Consider the following 15705-nt stretch of genomic DNA (forward strand, 5'->3'; position numbering starts at 1 on the left):
TGGCAATATATGAATGTAAAGAAAGTATTCAATGGTATAACATAAAGCAAAAGCCTAATAGTTGGTCTAATAAAAAAATCAATAAAAATTTTCACCCAAAGGTTGACTTGATAAAATATTGACTTATATTTGCAATCTCATTTACGAAAGGCGGATATGGCGGAATTGGTAGACGCACTAGACTTAGGATCTAGCGCCGCAAGGCGTGGGGGTTCGACTCCCTCTATCCGCACATTTTAAAAAACCCTCTTCTCAGAAATTCATAAAAAAATGAAACTGAGGTTGAGGGTTTTTAGTTTTTACTTTTAAATGTTTCAGCCTTGGATATCACACTTGACAAAAAAGGAAACACAGAAGCCTCTATTAAAATTAGTTTAAAGGAGGAAGATTACCAACCGCAGATTGAAGAAAAAGTAAAGGAGTACCGGAAGAAAGCTAATCTTAAAGGTTTCCGTCCAGGTAAAGTTCCTCCGGCTATCATCAAAAAGATGTATGGCAAAGGCATTAAGGTTGAAGAAATTAACCAACTTGTTTCTCAGTCCCTTCCCAAGTACATTAAAGACCAGAACCTCAACATCGTAGGTGAGCCCTTACCTAATTACGATGATGCAGAAAATATTGACTGGGAAAACCAGAAAGACTTTGAATTTACCTACGACATAGGCTTTGTTGATGACTTTGAGTACAACATCACAGATGGTCTTAAAGTAGCTAAGTATAAGCTGGAGCTTACTGACAAAGAAATTGATGAAACCATTGATAATCTGCGTGAACAGTTCAACGACACTGAAAACGTGGAAGATGTTGCCAAAGATGACATTGTTAATGGTAAGGTAGTTCAGAAAGAGGGTGAGTTAGAAAACCAAACCTCTATTGACCTAAAGCAATTAGACGAAAAACAGTCAAAAGTATTTGTAGGTGCAAAAAAAGGTGATGAGGTTGTTTTTGATATCCGCGAGACGCATCCTGAAGACAGCGATGTAGCTGTTTTACTGTCTAAGAAGCCTGAAGAAGTAGCTGAAGTAAAGGGTGAATTTAGCCTAAGCATTGAATCTGTACTTCGTAGGAAACCTGCTGAACTAAATCAGGAATTTTTTGATAAAGTATTTGGTAAAGATGCTGTTAAGTCAGAAGAAGAATTTCGCGAAAAGGTAAAAGAGACTATGCAGGAAAACTATGATAGAGAGACTAATAACCTCTTAATGCTTGACCTGCGTAATACATTGGTAGACAATACAAACTTCGAGGTTCCTCAGGAGTTTCTTAAGCGTTGGCTACTGGAGAAGAACGAAGGAAACATCACCCAGGAGCAGATAGATAAAGAATTTGAAGACTATGTACGTGATTTGCGCTGGAACCTGATCGTCAACAAAATATCTGAAGATAAAGAGATTAAAGTTGAGCACGAAGACGTAAAAGCTAAAGCTCGTCAGATGATAGAAGAACAGCTTGGGCAGTCTGGTTTATTAGGTCAGTTAGGTGATAACCTTGACCCTTTTGTAGACAACTACCTGCAAGGAGAAAATGGTAACAACTACATGCAGGTCTTCAACCAAGCACGTAATGAAAAGATTTTTGATTTCATTAAAGAAAGTGCCACTTTAGAAGAGAAAAAGATTACGGTAGATGAGTTTAAGGAAGAGGTAGAGAAAAGACAATAAATAACTAACAGATACAATTTTCGTTGTAAAAAAGAGTCTTTAAATTAAGGACTCTTTTTTATTTTTAAACATCATTAACAAACTATAGTATGATCAACAAAGACGAATTCCGAAAATTTGCTGTTAAAGGACAAAATATAAGCGGTAACACTTTTGACCAATATGCTCATCATGTAGAAAACATGACGCGTGCTGTGATTGAAGAGCGCCCTACTAATTTCCGTGAAATTGATGTGTTCTCTCGTTTGATCATGGATAGAATTATTTTTCTGGGAATGCAGGTTGAAGAGAATATTGCTAATATCATCACTGCACAATTGCTATTTTTAGAGTCAGTTGATCCTAAAAAAGATATTCTGCTTTATGTAAACAGCCCCGGAGGCTCTGTATATGCCGGCCTTGGTATCTATGACACCATGCAGTATGTTGGGCCAGATGTAGCTACGATCTGTACAGGTATGGCTGCTTCTATGGGTGCAGTTCTATTAGCTGGTGGTGCTGAGAAAAAACGCTCTGCCCTACCCCATGCTCGTATCATGATTCACCAGCCTAGCGGGGGTATGCAAGGTAAATCCAGAGATATGGAGGTAACGCTAAGACAAATGCAGGAACTTCGTAAAGACCTTTACGAGATTCTATCTTACCACTCTGGACAGAGCTACGAGAAAATAGAGAAAGATTCTGACCTTGACTTCTGGATGCGTCCTACAGAAGCAAAAGAATATGGCATTATTGATGAAGTGCTTGATAGAGGATACCATGCACGTAAGAAAGAAAATGCTTAAATTTACAATAAGGTGATAGCCTGAGCTGTCACCTTGTTTATATCTTATAACGTATAATTTGTATTATGCCACAACAAGTCACTTGTTCGTTTTGTGGAAGAAATAAAAAAGATGTGGACCTGATGATTTCAGGTATTAACGCCCACATCTGTAATTACTGTATTAATCAGGCTCAGCAGATTCTGGACGAAGAACTCAAAGTAAAAAGCAAGAGTAAGTCTCCCGAATTCAATCTTATGAAGCCTATTGATATAAAAAAATATCTGGATCAGTATGTGGTGGGACAGGAAGAGGCGAAAAAAGTCATTTCAGTAGCGGTATACAACCATTACAAACGTCTGATGCAAAAGAAGGACGAAGAAGAAATCGCTATTGAAAAGTCTAATATTATTATGGCGGGTGAAACCGGTACGGGTAAAACCTACCTGGCTCGTAACCTGGCTCGTATTCTTCAGGTACCTTTCTGTATCGCTGATGCAACAGTGCTAACTGAAGCTGGTTATGTAGGTGAGGATGTTGAAAGCATCTTAACCAGACTGCTTCAAGCAGCCGATTATGATGTTGAGTCTGCAGAACGAGGCATCGTATATATAGACGAAATTGATAAAATCGCCAGAAAATCAGATAACCCATCTATTACACGCGATGTAAGTGGTGAGGGAGTTCAGCAGGCTTTACTTAAGCTTTTAGAAGGAACCCAGGTTAATGTTCCTCCGCAAGGTGGAAGAAAGCACCCTGATCAGAAGATGATCTCTATCAATACTGAAAATATACTTTTTATCTGTGGTGGAGCTTTTGATGGTATTTCCCGCCTAATTGCTAACAGGCTTAATACCAAACCTTTGGGTTTTTCTGGCAGCAGTGTTAATTTTTCTGACCAGCATATAGACAAAGAAAACCTGCTACAGTATATCACTGCTCAGGATTTACGTCACTTTGGACTTATACCCGAACTGATTGGTCGTCTTCCAGTAATCACTCACTTGGATCCTTTGGATACAGAAACACTCAAAATGATCCTTACAGAGCCTAAAAATGCGCTTACCAAGCAGTATAAAAAGCTCTTTAAGATGGAAAATATTGAGGTAGTATTTGAAGAAGATGCTCTGGACTATATTGTAGAGAAAGCAATGGAGTTTAAGTTGGGGGCCAGAGGACTTAGATCCATCTGTGAAGCTATCATTACAGATGCTATGTTTGAGCTTCCTTCACAAAAAGAAATTAAAGAGTTTACAATTGACCGTTCTTACGCTGAAGAAAAGTTTGAAAAGTCTAAATTCAAACGACTTTCAGCAGCCTAGATCCATATAAACTAATAATAATCCTGTGCTCTTTAGTACAGGATTTTTTTTTGCCCCTCTCCTTCTTTTCCCTCAACAATACACTAAAAACTGAAAAGACTAACTTTGATTTGCTGCTTAAAATGCCAAAAAATTAGCTATTAGCTATTATTTATAGTTTGAATGTTTACTATTTGTCAAAAAATTTCTACATTATAATATCAACGATCAACCTTATACCTAGACCATGCCTATTCATTTGAATAACAGCAGCCTGCTGTGCAATCGTTTGCAATTTCCACTCTATAGCGGGCCAAATCTTTTAGGCTTTTCCATAAGGTTTCTATTTCACCAAGATATTACTTCCTCTCTAAGCATTATTATGCGCAGAGAATACATTAATAAAGATTAACTGTTTGCTTCTTCATTAATTTCAAAAAAAGGTGTGGCTTTTAGCCTACCTTTTTTTTTATCTTAGCCTTTATCATGAATACCAAATTAAGCTATTTACTAACCCTTCTTCTTTTTCCTTTTCTATCTATGAGTCAAGACCTTCGTATCCAAGCTGTTCCAGATTTTGAAATTGATGGCCGTGGCTCAGCTAATGAGTGGAAACAAACAGACTGGATTCCTCTACCCATGAAACATGGTGATGGACCAGAATTAAGCACTGAAGCCAAGGTGCTTTACTCTGCAACTGGCATTTATTTTCTCTTCAATTGCAAGGACAATAAACTGAATGCTACGCTAACCGAAGACTTTGCTGATCTGTATAAGGAAGATGTCGTAGAAGTTTTCCTCTGGACTGATGAGCAGTATCCATTGTATTTTGAATATGAACTCTCTCCTCTGGATTACGAACTCCCTATTATTATACCTAATAGAGAAGGTGACTTTTTCGGTTGGAAACCCTGGCATTATGAAGGAGAGCGCAGAACCCGACATGCAACATCCATACAGGGTGGAGCTAAAGAAAGTATGGCCCAGATAGAAGGCTGGGTAGCGGAATTTTTTATTCCCTATGCCCTACTTAAACCTTTAGGCAATGTACCTCCACAAAAAGGCACCAAATGGAGAGCCAATATGTATCGTATAGATTATGATCAGGGAAAGCCGGATTACTATCAGTGGCAACCTACCAAAGGCAACTTTCACGAATACGAAAGCTTTGGAACTTTTATTTTTGATTAGTTTACAAATACTCAACATTTGAAGGTGAGAAAGTAACTTTACTTTCTCACCCTGATTTTAGTACAGAGCCATATCAAATTGTCTTCGGTACTTTTTTGTAATCTCATGCTGCGTACCTAACATTAGAAATAAAGCTACCGCTGCTCTGCGGGGGAGTTCATTACAGTAGTTTTTATCCAGTAGGGTTGCTGAGATTAATTCCTGAATCAATAGCTCGTACTGGTAATTTTTTAAAGCCTGCCGTGCGTTTGCGATATATAATTGCATTTTCTCACCTGATTTTTCATTACACTTCATAAGGTCTGCAATATCCTTCACATAGCCTGATAGTGCATGAAATTGATGTGACTCTGGCAAGCTTATTTCTGCACGTTCTGGATGAGTACCCACTGTAGCTGCTGCCAGCCAAAGTTGGGCTTCTATATGCTCAGGATTTAGCTCTAAAAATCCCTCTAAGTTCTGTACAGCTTTCTCATGCTGCTCCGTAAAAAGCATATCTACATATACTGAAAGCTGATCACCAAATTCATCAGGCAAATGCTCTTTCAACCACTGCTGTATCTGGTGCTTGGGTAAAGCTCCTGTAAACTCTGCTTTTACTTCTCCCATATAAAACATCTTTACAGCAGGAATACTTCTAATTTTGTACTGCGCCGATACTTCCTGCTGTTCATCAGAATTGACTTTTACCAGCTCCCATTTACCTGCTGCTTCTTTTGCCAGTTCTTCTATAATGGGGCCCAGCGTTTGGCAGGGACCACACCAGGGAGCCCAAAAATCAACCACTACTGGCACCTCCTGACTTCGCATCAGAACTTCTTGTTCAAAATTCACCATTGTATTGGACTAAAATATTTTTAAAATTTTGCTTACCAGCCTGTTATACTGCTGATAACAACTACTTAATTATTTATGAACAGGGCCTTGTTCTTTTACGCCAAAGTATAAATAAGTTTCTAATTCCTTAGAAATTATTATAAATTCATGACGCACTAGAAAGTTAAAATTACACTCTTACAAACTCAACGCATGATGAAAAAACAACCTAATCAAAAAGGTAAACCTATGCAAAGGAGAGATTTTTTGAAAGGCTCTGCTATGTCTGCTGCTTCTTTTATGATTGTGCCTCGTAATGTTATTGGTGGTAAAGGCTATACGGCTCCCAGCGATACTGTCAATGTCGCCGCTATTGGTGCCGGAGGTATGGGAGCATCTAATATGAGTAGGCTTACAAGTCAAAACATAGTGGCCCTGGCTGACTGTGATCACGACTGGGTAAAGAAATCAGTATCACGTGATAACCGTAGCGAGCTAAGAGCTGCCTACGAAAAAGCGACCTGGTACTATGATTTCCGCGAAATGCTAGAAAACCAAAAGGACATTGATGCGGTAGTTGTTGCTACTCCGGATCATGTTCACGCTGCTGCTGCTAATATGGCTATGAAAATGGGTAAGCACGTGTACGTACAAAAGCCACTTACTTATACAGTTCACGAAGCTCGTGCCCTGCGCAAAACAGCTAAAGAAACTGGCGTAGTAACTCAAATGGGTAACCAGGGACACTCTAGTGACGATGCCCGCCGGGTAAATGAGTGGATTCAGGCAGGTGCTATTGGCCCGGTACGTGAAGTACATGTTTGGACCAACCGCCCTATCTGGCCTCAGGGAATGGACAGACCTGAAGGTAAATCTAAAAAGCCTAAAAATCTGGATTGGGATGTATTCCTCGGACCAGCTCCTTACGTTGAGTATAATCCTGCTTATCATCCATTTGCCTGGAGAGGCTGGACAGATTATGGTGTAGGTGCGTTGGGTGATATGGGTGCCCACCTGATTGACCATCCTTATTGGGCATTAGGTCTAGATTATCCAGATACCGTAGAAGCATCTTCTACACCTTGGGGTGGTAAAGATGATAGCAAAGTTGCCTATCCTCTTTCTACACATGTACATTATACATTTCCTGCTCGTGGTATGTATCCGGAAGTAGATATGTTCTGGTATGATGGAGGCATAATGCCGGCTCGTCCATCTGTACTCCCTGATGAAGTGAAGTTGGACAGAGGAGGTGGGGTTATCTTTGTAGGTGAAAAAGGTATACTAATGCATGAAACCTATGGCTCTAATCCTCAGATGTACCCTCAGTCATTAATGAAGGAGTATGCAGATACGCCTCAAACCTACGAGCGTATTAAAGGTGGCCGTGATGCTCACGAAATGAACTGGATACGTGCTATCAAAGGAGAGGAAAAAGCTTGTAGTCCATTTGACTATGCAGCTCCATTGACCGAAACTATGTTGCTAGGTGTAGTAGCACTGCATGCTCCAGGCGAAACCCTACGCTATGATAGTGAAAAGATGCAGTTTACAAATAATCAGGAGGTAAACCGTTATTTACAACGCGAATATCGTGATGGCTGGACTCTAAGCTAGTCTATTATGCTGTCTTGAAATACTAAAGCCTTGCCCAACTTATGGACAAGGCTTTTCTTTTACTTTAAACAGTAAAGGCCTTACTTAAGGTAGATCGTCTTTCCGCTCTTTGCTGAACGTTTAGCTGCATCAAGTATTTCCATCACTGTCATATTGTTTTCCAGAGAAGATAGGTCATTAGCCTGTACCTGAACTTTGCCCATAACCACATCTGTAAAATAACTAAAAGGGTCTTCGTAGGAAAATGTAGATGCTGAAGCACTAAGTTCCTGCTCTTTTTCCCCTGCTTTCCTGATCTTCATGTCATTTGCGTTAAGTGCATGAACATAACCCGTGCTACCATAAACCGACATATCCTTACGAGAGAATGGCCAGTTCCACGAAGCCTGAATAATTCCCTGCATTTTGGGATAATTCACAACTACAGTAGCTTCATCTTCAACTTTAGGGTACACATTAGGTTTGATACTTTTGAGAATGGCGGTAACACTCTCAGGTTTTTCGCCTTGCATCAGCCAGGTCATTAGATTTGCACCATAACAACCAAAATCAATCAACGCACCTCCCCCGTTTAGGTCGGGATCAGTAAGCCAGCTTAAAAATTCTTCGCTTACACCAATTTCCTTAGGACCTTCATGGCCATCACGTACTATTACTTTTCTAAGCTCTCCTACAGAAGCTTGTTTGTGTACCTCATCATAGACTTTATGGTTGCTATCATACCAGGTAGTTTCATAATTGGTAAGTACATGAATGTTATGCTCCCGAGCTAAAGCTTCAATCTTTCTGGCGTCTTTAAGCGTGGCTGCTAAAGGCTTTTCTACCATCACATCTATACCTCGGGGTGCACAGGCTTCAACAACATCCAGGTGTTCTTTAATAGGATTAAACGCTGTAACTGCATCTGGCTTGGCCTTATCAAGCATACTTTCAATATCAGGATAAACAATATCCAGGCTAAAACCATAGCGATCTGCAAATCGCTTTGCCAATTCTTGATTAGGCTCTACTATACCCACCATATTGACCGAGCCATCTTTTACATAGCGAAATATCCAGTGAACATGATCATGGTTCAGGCCTACAACGCCAATTTTTACACCGTTAGTATTGTTTTGAGAATAAGCGAAAGAGGCTATAAAAAGTAGAATAAAGCTGAGTAGTGTTGTGTTTTTTGTCATACGGCTAAAGATAGTTGATTTACTTATGCCTGCAATCTAAAAAAAGATGAAGAGCCTATTTAAGGCCCCACGCTCCACGAAAAGCTATTTCATCAAGTTTCTTTTTCTTTTTGGACTGATGTTCACTTTCGGCATTATAGCCCATCGCTATCATGGCAACGGCTTCAAAACCTTCAGGTATTGCAAATAGCTCCTTAGCTTTAGTGGTAGAAAAGCCCGCCATCTGATGGATGTATATATCGTGTGAGCTAGCCTTTAGAGTGATATGGGCAACCGCTGCTCCTGTATCGTACCAGGCATGACGATTAGGCTTTTCATTTGCAGAAAAGTTAGTTTTGGCTATGGCAAGTACCAGAACAGGTGCCGTAGAGGCCCAGTCTTTATTCCCTTCAGCCAAGGTTGAGAGCAGATTGCTATAATGATCTGACTGACTTTTGGTAGCATAAATAAAACGCCAGGGTTGCTCATTAAAGCTGGAAGGCGCAAAACGGGCAGCTCCTAAAATTTGCAATAGCAAGCCTTCATCTATTTCAGTTTCTGAGAAAGTTCGGGGGCTATATCTCTTTTCCAGTAATTGATCTATAGCTGATGTATCGTAATGAGTCATATCTATTAAATTATATATACAATATTTGTATATACAATTACGTAGATTTACTACAAGTGTTTAAAAGTTAAGAGCTTAAGTTGACTATCCTCCCGAACGCTTAGTCCGGTATCCTGCTTTTTGCAGAATGTCCATAACTTTGTCCCGGACATCTCCCTGGATCATCACCTCCCCATCTTTGGCGGAACCTCCTACCCCACATTTAGATTTCAGCATTTTACCCAACACTTTTAGATCTTCAGCACTACCGACAAATCCTGTAATCAGGGTTACCTGTTTTCCACCTCTGGCCTTTTTATCCAGCATCACCCTCAGATCCTGCTCAGCAGGAGGGAGTGTCTCATCTTCCTGTTCATCATTATACTGGTAATCGTAATCCTGATTGGTAGAATATACGACTCCATCTCTATTCTTTCTGTTCTTCTTAGACATAGCATTTAATCTTTAGAATTTATTCGGCTAAGCTTCATCCCCATCAGATCTAACATGCGTTGAAACTCAGGCTGAATCTCAGCTTTAATAATTAGTTCTTTTTTAGTTATCGGATGTACAAATTGTAAAAGGCAGGCATGCAACAACATGGTATCCATTTGCCATTTTTGCTTAAAAAACTTGTTTTGTTTATTGCACCCATGCGGTCGGTCAGCAATAATAGGATGACGAATATGACTTAAATGTTTACGAATCTGATGCATACGCCCTGTGGTAGGGCAGGCTTTAATAAGAGAGTAACGAGAAGTTTTATATCTACCGAAGGGTATGGCCAGCTCTGCCCTGTCTACAGTTCTAAACGATGTAAAAGCTTCTTGCAAAGTCCCATTTTCTTTGCGTAAAGGATAATCAATTTCTACATAGTCTTCTGTATATCCTCTCACCAAAGCCCAGTACTCTTTTTTTGTTTCACTTTTAGCAAAGAGGCTTTGGGTTAATTTATGTGTATTTTCATTAAGAGTAAATAAAAGTACGCCCCCGGTTTTTCTATCTAAGCGATGTACTGGATACACACTCTGACTGATCTGATCTCTTAGTAATTGCAGGGCAAACTCTGTTGCATCCTTGGCAATAGGTGAACGATGCACCAAAAGTCCATGTGGCTTGTTAATAGCGACATATTCCTCATCCTGATATACGATTTCAAGCTCCATAACCAACTTTTAGGTCTTCAGCAGTTTGCTTTATTAAGCGCCATGACTCTACAACATGATGCTCCTGTACCTGAGTTTGTCCAATTACCATTCTAATAAGAAACTGCCCCTTAAGCTTGGTATGCGTAAGGTATAATTTACCACTAGCATTTAATTTCTGCATCAGCTCTTGATTCTTTTGGTTATTAACCTCCTGGTTTTCAGAGAACTGACAGTAGAAAGCCAAAAGGTTCATTCGTTCTATCTGCAATACAAAGGCATCATCTTCACGAATGAGATGGGCCAGCTTATGCGCCAGCTCTATATGGTGCCTGATTTGCTTCTGAAGGCCTTCTTTACCAAAACTTCTGATGACGAACCATAATTTGAGTGCTCTAAATCTTCTGCCCAGTGGTACACCCCAATCACGATAATCATTGACTTTTCCTCGGGTAGCCGTCTTTAGGTATTCTGGTAGTATAGCAAAGCTATTGATAAGCGTATCTACATCTTTAACGAAATAGGCTGAGCAGTCAAAATGAGTCATTAACCATTTATGTGGGTTAAAAACAAAGCTATCCACCCCTTCTACCCCTTTAAGGTAATGTTGATACTCTTTTAAGATAAACGCAGAGCCAGCATAAGCAGCGTCTACATGCAGCCATATATTTCTGGCTTTACAGAGTTCAGCCAGTTCATTAAGAGGGTCTAAGCCCAGGGTGCCGGTAGTTCCTAGTGCAGCTACCACACAGATTGGTAAATAGCCTGCATCAATATCGGCACTTATCGCATTTTCCAGTACACTTAACTGAATAGCTTGCTGCTCATCAACAGAAATTTTTACCAGATTTTCTTTACCCAGCCCCATAATCTTAACGGCTTTCTCTACCGAGGAGTGAGTCTCTGTAGAACAATACACCCGCATCTTTCTCTGCTGACTTAAGCCAATCTTATTTACGCTGAAATTAGTCGCTTTTTCTCGAGCACTAATTAAGGCACAAAGCGTAGCGGTGGAAGCGGTATCTTGTATTACCCCACTAAAGCTGGAAGGTAGACCAAGCATATCTCTTAGCCACTGCATTACCTGCTCTTCCAGTTCAGCAGCAGCTGGCGAAGTTTCCCAGATCATACACTGCGCACCCAGAGCAGAGGTAAGCATCTCTCCAAGCATGGAGGGAAAGCTGGCATTGGCAGGAAAATAGGCATAGAAATTCGGGCTTTGCCAATGGGTCATTCCCGGCATGATAATCTTCTGAAAATCAGCGAATATATCTTGCATATCCTCACCTTTTTGGGGAGCATAATCTGGCAATTGAGCTTTTATTTCCCCTGGAGCTACCTGCGACTTTACAGGATACTTTTCAATATCCTGATAGTAGTCGGCAATCCAGTCTACCATCTGATGCGCATACTTTCTAAACTCTTCTGCTGAGAGCATAATCTTTGTAGGTTAGGTAATTAGGTGAATGCCAAAGTACAGCGGTGCAAGTTAGTGCAGTTGCTGCATACAAAAAAATAAGCAAAAGCTCCTCTTATTGTCTGAGCAGTTTTACATAATGTACTCATTATTTACAGGCTGTACGGGCTCTGGTATCTGCTGCTCTCCTAGCATTTGCAAAAGGTTTATTTCAATGGTTCTGGTAATCTGGCTTAGAGGTATACCGGAAGGAATAGAATCAAAAGGGTTGAGTAAAGATAAACCAATGAGGTGCGTAGTTTGAAACACAAAACCTATAAGCCAACCTAGTAGTATTGACCACGCTCCTATGGTTTGCGTGCAATACACGGTAATCAGGATAACAAATACCCAGATAAAGAGGCGTGTAAAGAAATGATAAGTGGTAGGAAAGACTGTATTTTTAATACGTTCGGACTTACCCATGCAATCGCAAAACCTAACCAGAGTATGGTTGAGCTCTACAAACTGAAACCCATTGATAACATTTTCCTCATGGAGCTTTCCAATTTCTTTAGACTGCTGTTCCAGAATAGCATTATGTAGATTGCTTTGACGGTTTACATTTTGAACCTCATCCTGTTCCAGATACTTCTGATAAGTCTGGTCATCTGTTCTGCGTAAATTACTTTTTAGCGCATAAAGAAAAGCTATATGCCGGTGTACCAGTCTGCGCTGAAGCGCTTTTATATTATAAGTAGGGTCCTGAGTTTGTGGAATATAATATAACACCCCACGAGCCCATGAGCGGGAGTCGTTTACAAGTTCTCCCCATATTTTGCGCGCCTCCCACCAGCGATCATAGGCCTGGTTATTATTAAAACCTATAAAAAAAGCCAATGCAGTACCTAGTAGTGAGGGTATTATCGCAGGAAGCTCTATATATTCTTTCACCAGATGCTCATCTATAAAATAGGCTAAGCCGCAGGATAGTATTAAAAATAAATCAGTTTTCCAGGTAATCTTAAGGATTCTTAATAGTTGAATATTGCGGGAGATAATCATGAGTTTGGCTTAGTTTGAAATACACAATAAAAATAAAAGCTTAGGCAAAAGTGTTTAAAAAATCCTGAGCATAAACCAATTTACTATGCATACATATGTAAAATTGAAAATAACTGACAATAAAAAAAGGAACAAGCCGTAAGTAGCTGTTCCTTTAAAAATTGAAGATGAGTAGTATTACAAACTTCTGGATAAGGTTATCCCCAGACAGTCCCCTCCGTAAAAAGGATAGATTAAAGTTTGCTGCGCCTTCGCAGGCGTCTTCTTTTCCTGATTTTTTCTGAAATGCGGAGCAATCCAGTAAGCAACTTTAGTACTCAAAATACCAATACCTGCTCCCGCGGCAACATCAGTAACCCAGTGCCGATCATTATATATTCTACCCAGTCCGGTTCCTGCTGCTAATATATATCCCGCGATTCCGTACCAGACCGACACATCTTTATACTCCTGCCATAAATATTCGGCTCCCATAAAAGCAGTTGCGGTATGTCCTGAGGGAAAAGAGTTACTGGATTTTCCGTCTGGTCTTAGAATTTTTGTAGATCTTTTCAAAGAAGTTACGGTAATCCCCATAATGATATATGACAAAGCCAGATTTCTGGTACGGTGTCTTAGATTGTTTTTACCTCTTACACCTATAGAGTTGAGTCCATATACTGTCAGCATGGGAGAATACTGCATATAATCATCTATAGAGGTTTTTTTTAAGATATGTTCATCAACTTCTTTGTTTACCTTTTCATTAAAAGACTGTAGCGGTTTGTTATTCAGGCCAACTACCCCATAGGTAATGAGCGCTGCGGGTGCTGCCAATGATTTTAAGTTAATTTTGTTCTGAGTAGTAAGGCTATCCCTAGGTGAATCCTGGGCATTTAGCTGTACACTTAAAAAGAAACTGAGTAGTAATAAATAGATTTTTTGCATACGTGGGTGTTTAGTTCCTGTTAAATAAGGGCTTAGTAGTTAAGCCAAAAAGAAACTAAAACAGTACCACAGAAAGGCGTTTTTGGGCTTGTGTATGAATCTGAATAGGTTTTCAGAAACTCAGATAGAGTTTAAATGTCAGAATAACGGCGGTAGGTAAAAAAACTTTAAGCTATTGATAAAATTTCTAGTCTATTGACATCTATTTATTTAAAAAATACTGTTTTAAATAGCTCATATCCTCCTAAAAGGATAGATAATAGGTTAAAAGTATAAATTATAACCTACTCAAATAGTCTAGGTATTTTACTGCTAAGATTTTAGGCAATTACTCTGTAGCTTTTTTTTATGAAATGAACCCAGAAATTTCAGCCCTGAGCATAGCAACACTACAATTATATTACGTAAATAACTGTAAATCAATATATTATCAACACACTAAAAAATATTTTCAAGCCTTATTTTCTTTTAAAATGGCCTATAAAAAGGTTATTCGCCAAAACTACCTCAGTATGTAAGCCTTAAGCCTTAGCTGCGCAATTGTGGTATATATACGACCTTATTTTACTATTAAAACTAAAGCACCAGCCGGAAGTGCTGATGCTTTTGTCTGTTTTATCCAAGAAAGAGAAGGCAAGTAACTCTTTCAGGTGATTTAAATGACCTCAAAAAGTTCTTCTACAGGTCTTCTTACTTTTGCGGCTTGCTGACTGCTATCATCTTCTGCACGATAGCCAATGGTTGCCACCACCGCAGCATTCAGCCCTCTTTCTTTTAGGCCCAGTATTTCGTTATAAGTTTCAGATTCAAAGCCTTCCATAGGGCAGGCATCTATTTTAAGTTCGGCACAGGCAGTAAGTAGGTTACCCAATGCCAGATAGGTCTGGCGGGCTGTCCAGTTCGCTTTTTCCGCATCGCTTTTTTCTGCCAGCTTGGATTTAACAAAGTCACCATAGCCCTGCAGGTCTTCTACTTTCTGCTGACGGGTGTCAGCGACCAGTTTTACGAAATCATCAATCTGTTCATCTTGTATGTTGGTATAATTACAAAAAACCACCAAATGTGAGGCATCTGTTATTTGTCCCTGCCCCCAGGAGGCTGGCTTTAATTGCTCACGCAGAGCCTTGTCTTCAACAAAAAGTACTTTGTATAACTGCAAACCATAAGAGGATACAGACAGTTGCACTGCCTCTTTTATAATTTCTATATCTGCTGAAGATATTTTTTTGTTAGGGTCAAATTTTTTGGTGGCATAGCGCCATTTCAAATTTTCTATCAATTCCATAATTACTTAATTCTCAATATTTGTTTTATCTACAATTCTTGTCTCAACATGTAATTAGTCATTCTAAAGTGCTCTTTAAATCCAAGTTTCTGATACAGACCAAGCCCCATGGCCGATGCCTGTAAACTGGCATACTTAAAACCTTCGGTAATAGACTGATTGAGTAAGTGCTGCATCAATGCTTCGGCCAGTCCTTTTCTTCGCATTTCAGGTATAATGCCCATTGCATGCACGCCTATGGTTTCTGTATTAGACGCATGTAATATGGCCGTACCTACTGGCTGATTATAATGGTACGCGATATAAAAACGCGGAGCTTTGTATTGTGGTAGTAGTAGGTTTTGGTCAATCTGATATGCAAAGCAATCATAAAAAAGTCTCTCCCAGAGAAGGGCGTCTTTTGCCTGCTTTACTTTTTTTATACTTAAGCTATGTTCTACGCTAAACTTCTCCTGAAGTTGTAGGTACATGCCTATTTGTTGAAAGACAGGCTCAAATCCCTGACTTTCCAAAAATGAATACGAACGCTCATCATAAATGTTCCAGTAGGGAATGATGACTTTCTTTTCATGAGCTCTGATAACTTCTTTAGCCGGTAAAACACTTTCTTCGCTAGCCTGCTGATGAAACCACAGCCTATTCGGCCAGTCAGAATAGTTAAGCAATACACTATCAAAGTATTTGTTAGAAGAATAAACACCAAAGGCCTCTCCTACACTTTGCCAAAGTGCGCAAAGGTTAGCTATATTTTGATTGATGAGATAATCCAT

General features: G+C 39.6%; 15 protein-coding genes and 1 tRNA gene. 6 read left to right on the top strand and 10 right to left on the bottom strand.

Features of this window, described 5'->3' with window-relative positions; translation table 11 throughout:
- Window positions 1-150: 150 nt before the first annotated feature.
- The 5 genes from PZB74_RS19855 to PZB74_RS19875 all read left to right on the top strand — a co-directional run bounded on the left by PZB74_RS19855 (window position 151) and on the right by PZB74_RS19875 (window position 4917).
- Window positions 151-232, top strand: a tRNA-Leu gene (locus PZB74_RS19855).
- A gap of 88 nt (window positions 233-320) precedes the next feature.
- The gene (gene tig / locus PZB74_RS19860; protein WP_302238925.1) at window positions 321-1661 is read left to right on the top strand and encodes a trigger factor; all 1341 of its coding nucleotides are present in this window, start codon (window positions 321-323) and stop codon (window positions 1659-1661) included.
- 89 nt (window positions 1662-1750) lie between these two features.
- Complete coding sequence (locus tag PZB74_RS19865; RefSeq protein ID WP_302238926.1) at window positions 1751-2446, top strand: ClpP family protease; 696 nt, start codon at window positions 1751-1753, stop codon at window positions 2444-2446.
- 65 nt (window positions 2447-2511) lie between these two features.
- Window positions 2512-3747, top strand: a complete 1236-nt coding sequence (gene clpX, locus PZB74_RS19870) for an ATP-dependent Clp protease ATP-binding subunit ClpX (protein ID WP_302238927.1) — start codon at window positions 2512-2514, stop codon at window positions 3745-3747.
- A gap of 465 nt (window positions 3748-4212) precedes the next feature.
- On the top strand, window positions 4213-4917 hold the full coding sequence (locus PZB74_RS19875) for a carbohydrate-binding family 9-like protein (RefSeq protein ID WP_302238928.1): 705 nt from the start codon (window positions 4213-4215) through the stop codon (window positions 4915-4917).
- Window positions 4918-4974: 57 nt separating this feature from the next.
- Here the strand turns inward: PZB74_RS19875 and trxA are convergent, their stop codons facing one another.
- Complete coding sequence (trxA, locus tag PZB74_RS19880) at window positions 4975-5754, bottom strand: thioredoxin (protein ID WP_302238929.1); 780 nt, start codon at window positions 5752-5754, stop codon at window positions 4975-4977.
- A gap of 192 nt (window positions 5755-5946) precedes the next feature.
- Here trxA and PZB74_RS19885 point away from each other — a divergent pair, with 192 nt between their 5' ends.
- On the top strand, window positions 5947-7350 hold the full coding sequence (locus PZB74_RS19885; RefSeq protein WP_302238930.1) for a Gfo/Idh/MocA family protein: 1404 nt from the start codon (window positions 5947-5949) through the stop codon (window positions 7348-7350).
- A gap of 80 nt (window positions 7351-7430) precedes the next feature.
- Here the strand turns inward: PZB74_RS19885 and PZB74_RS19890 are convergent, their stop codons facing one another.
- The 9 genes from PZB74_RS19890 to PZB74_RS19930 form a co-directional block, all read right to left on the bottom strand.
- Window positions 7431-8531 (bottom strand): Gfo/Idh/MocA family protein, encoded by a 1101-nt coding sequence (locus PZB74_RS19890; protein ID WP_302238931.1) that lies wholly within the window; start codon window positions 8529-8531, stop codon window positions 7431-7433.
- A 55-nt stretch (window positions 8532-8586) separates the two neighbouring features.
- Window positions 8587-9138, bottom strand: a complete 552-nt coding sequence (locus PZB74_RS19895) for a nitroreductase family protein (protein ID WP_302238932.1) — start codon at window positions 9136-9138, stop codon at window positions 8587-8589.
- Between the two features lie 84 nt (window positions 9139-9222).
- Window positions 9223-9570 carry a translation initiation factor gene (locus tag PZB74_RS19900; protein WP_302238933.1) on the bottom strand — a complete coding sequence of 116 codons (348 nt, stop codon included), beginning with the start codon at window positions 9568-9570 and terminating at the stop codon, window positions 9223-9225.
- A gap of 5 nt (window positions 9571-9575) precedes the next feature.
- A complete protein-coding gene (locus tag PZB74_RS19905) occupies window positions 9576-10283 on the bottom strand; it encodes a pseudouridine synthase (protein ID WP_302238934.1) in 708 nt (235 codons plus the stop codon).
- A complete protein-coding gene (locus PZB74_RS19910; RefSeq protein ID WP_302238936.1) occupies window positions 10273-11700 on the bottom strand; it encodes a pyridoxal phosphate-dependent decarboxylase family protein in 1428 nt (475 codons plus the stop codon). The genes PZB74_RS19905 and PZB74_RS19910 overlap by 11 nt, the downstream gene beginning before the upstream one ends.
- Window positions 11701-11811: 111 nt before the next feature.
- Complete coding sequence (locus tag PZB74_RS19915; RefSeq protein ID WP_302238938.1) at window positions 11812-12723, bottom strand: bestrophin family protein; 912 nt, start codon at window positions 12721-12723, stop codon at window positions 11812-11814.
- 177 nt (window positions 12724-12900) lie between these two features.
- Complete coding sequence (locus PZB74_RS19920) at window positions 12901-13650, bottom strand: phosphatase PAP2 family protein (protein WP_302238939.1); 750 nt, start codon at window positions 13648-13650, stop codon at window positions 12901-12903.
- Between the two features lie 655 nt (window positions 13651-14305).
- Window positions 14306-14935 carry an NAD(P)H-dependent oxidoreductase gene (locus PZB74_RS19925; RefSeq protein WP_302238941.1) on the bottom strand — a complete coding sequence of 210 codons (630 nt, stop codon included), beginning with the start codon at window positions 14933-14935 and terminating at the stop codon, window positions 14306-14308.
- 29 nt (window positions 14936-14964) lie between these two features.
- The gene (locus tag PZB74_RS19930; protein WP_302238942.1) at window positions 14965-15705 is read right to left on the bottom strand and encodes a GNAT family N-acetyltransferase; all 741 of its coding nucleotides are present in this window, start codon (window positions 15703-15705) and stop codon (window positions 14965-14967) included.

The sequence above is a fragment of the Porifericola rhodea genome (assembly GCF_030506305.1).
GTDB lineage: Bacteria > Bacteroidota > Bacteroidia > Cytophagales > Cyclobacteriaceae > Catalinimonas > Catalinimonas rhodea.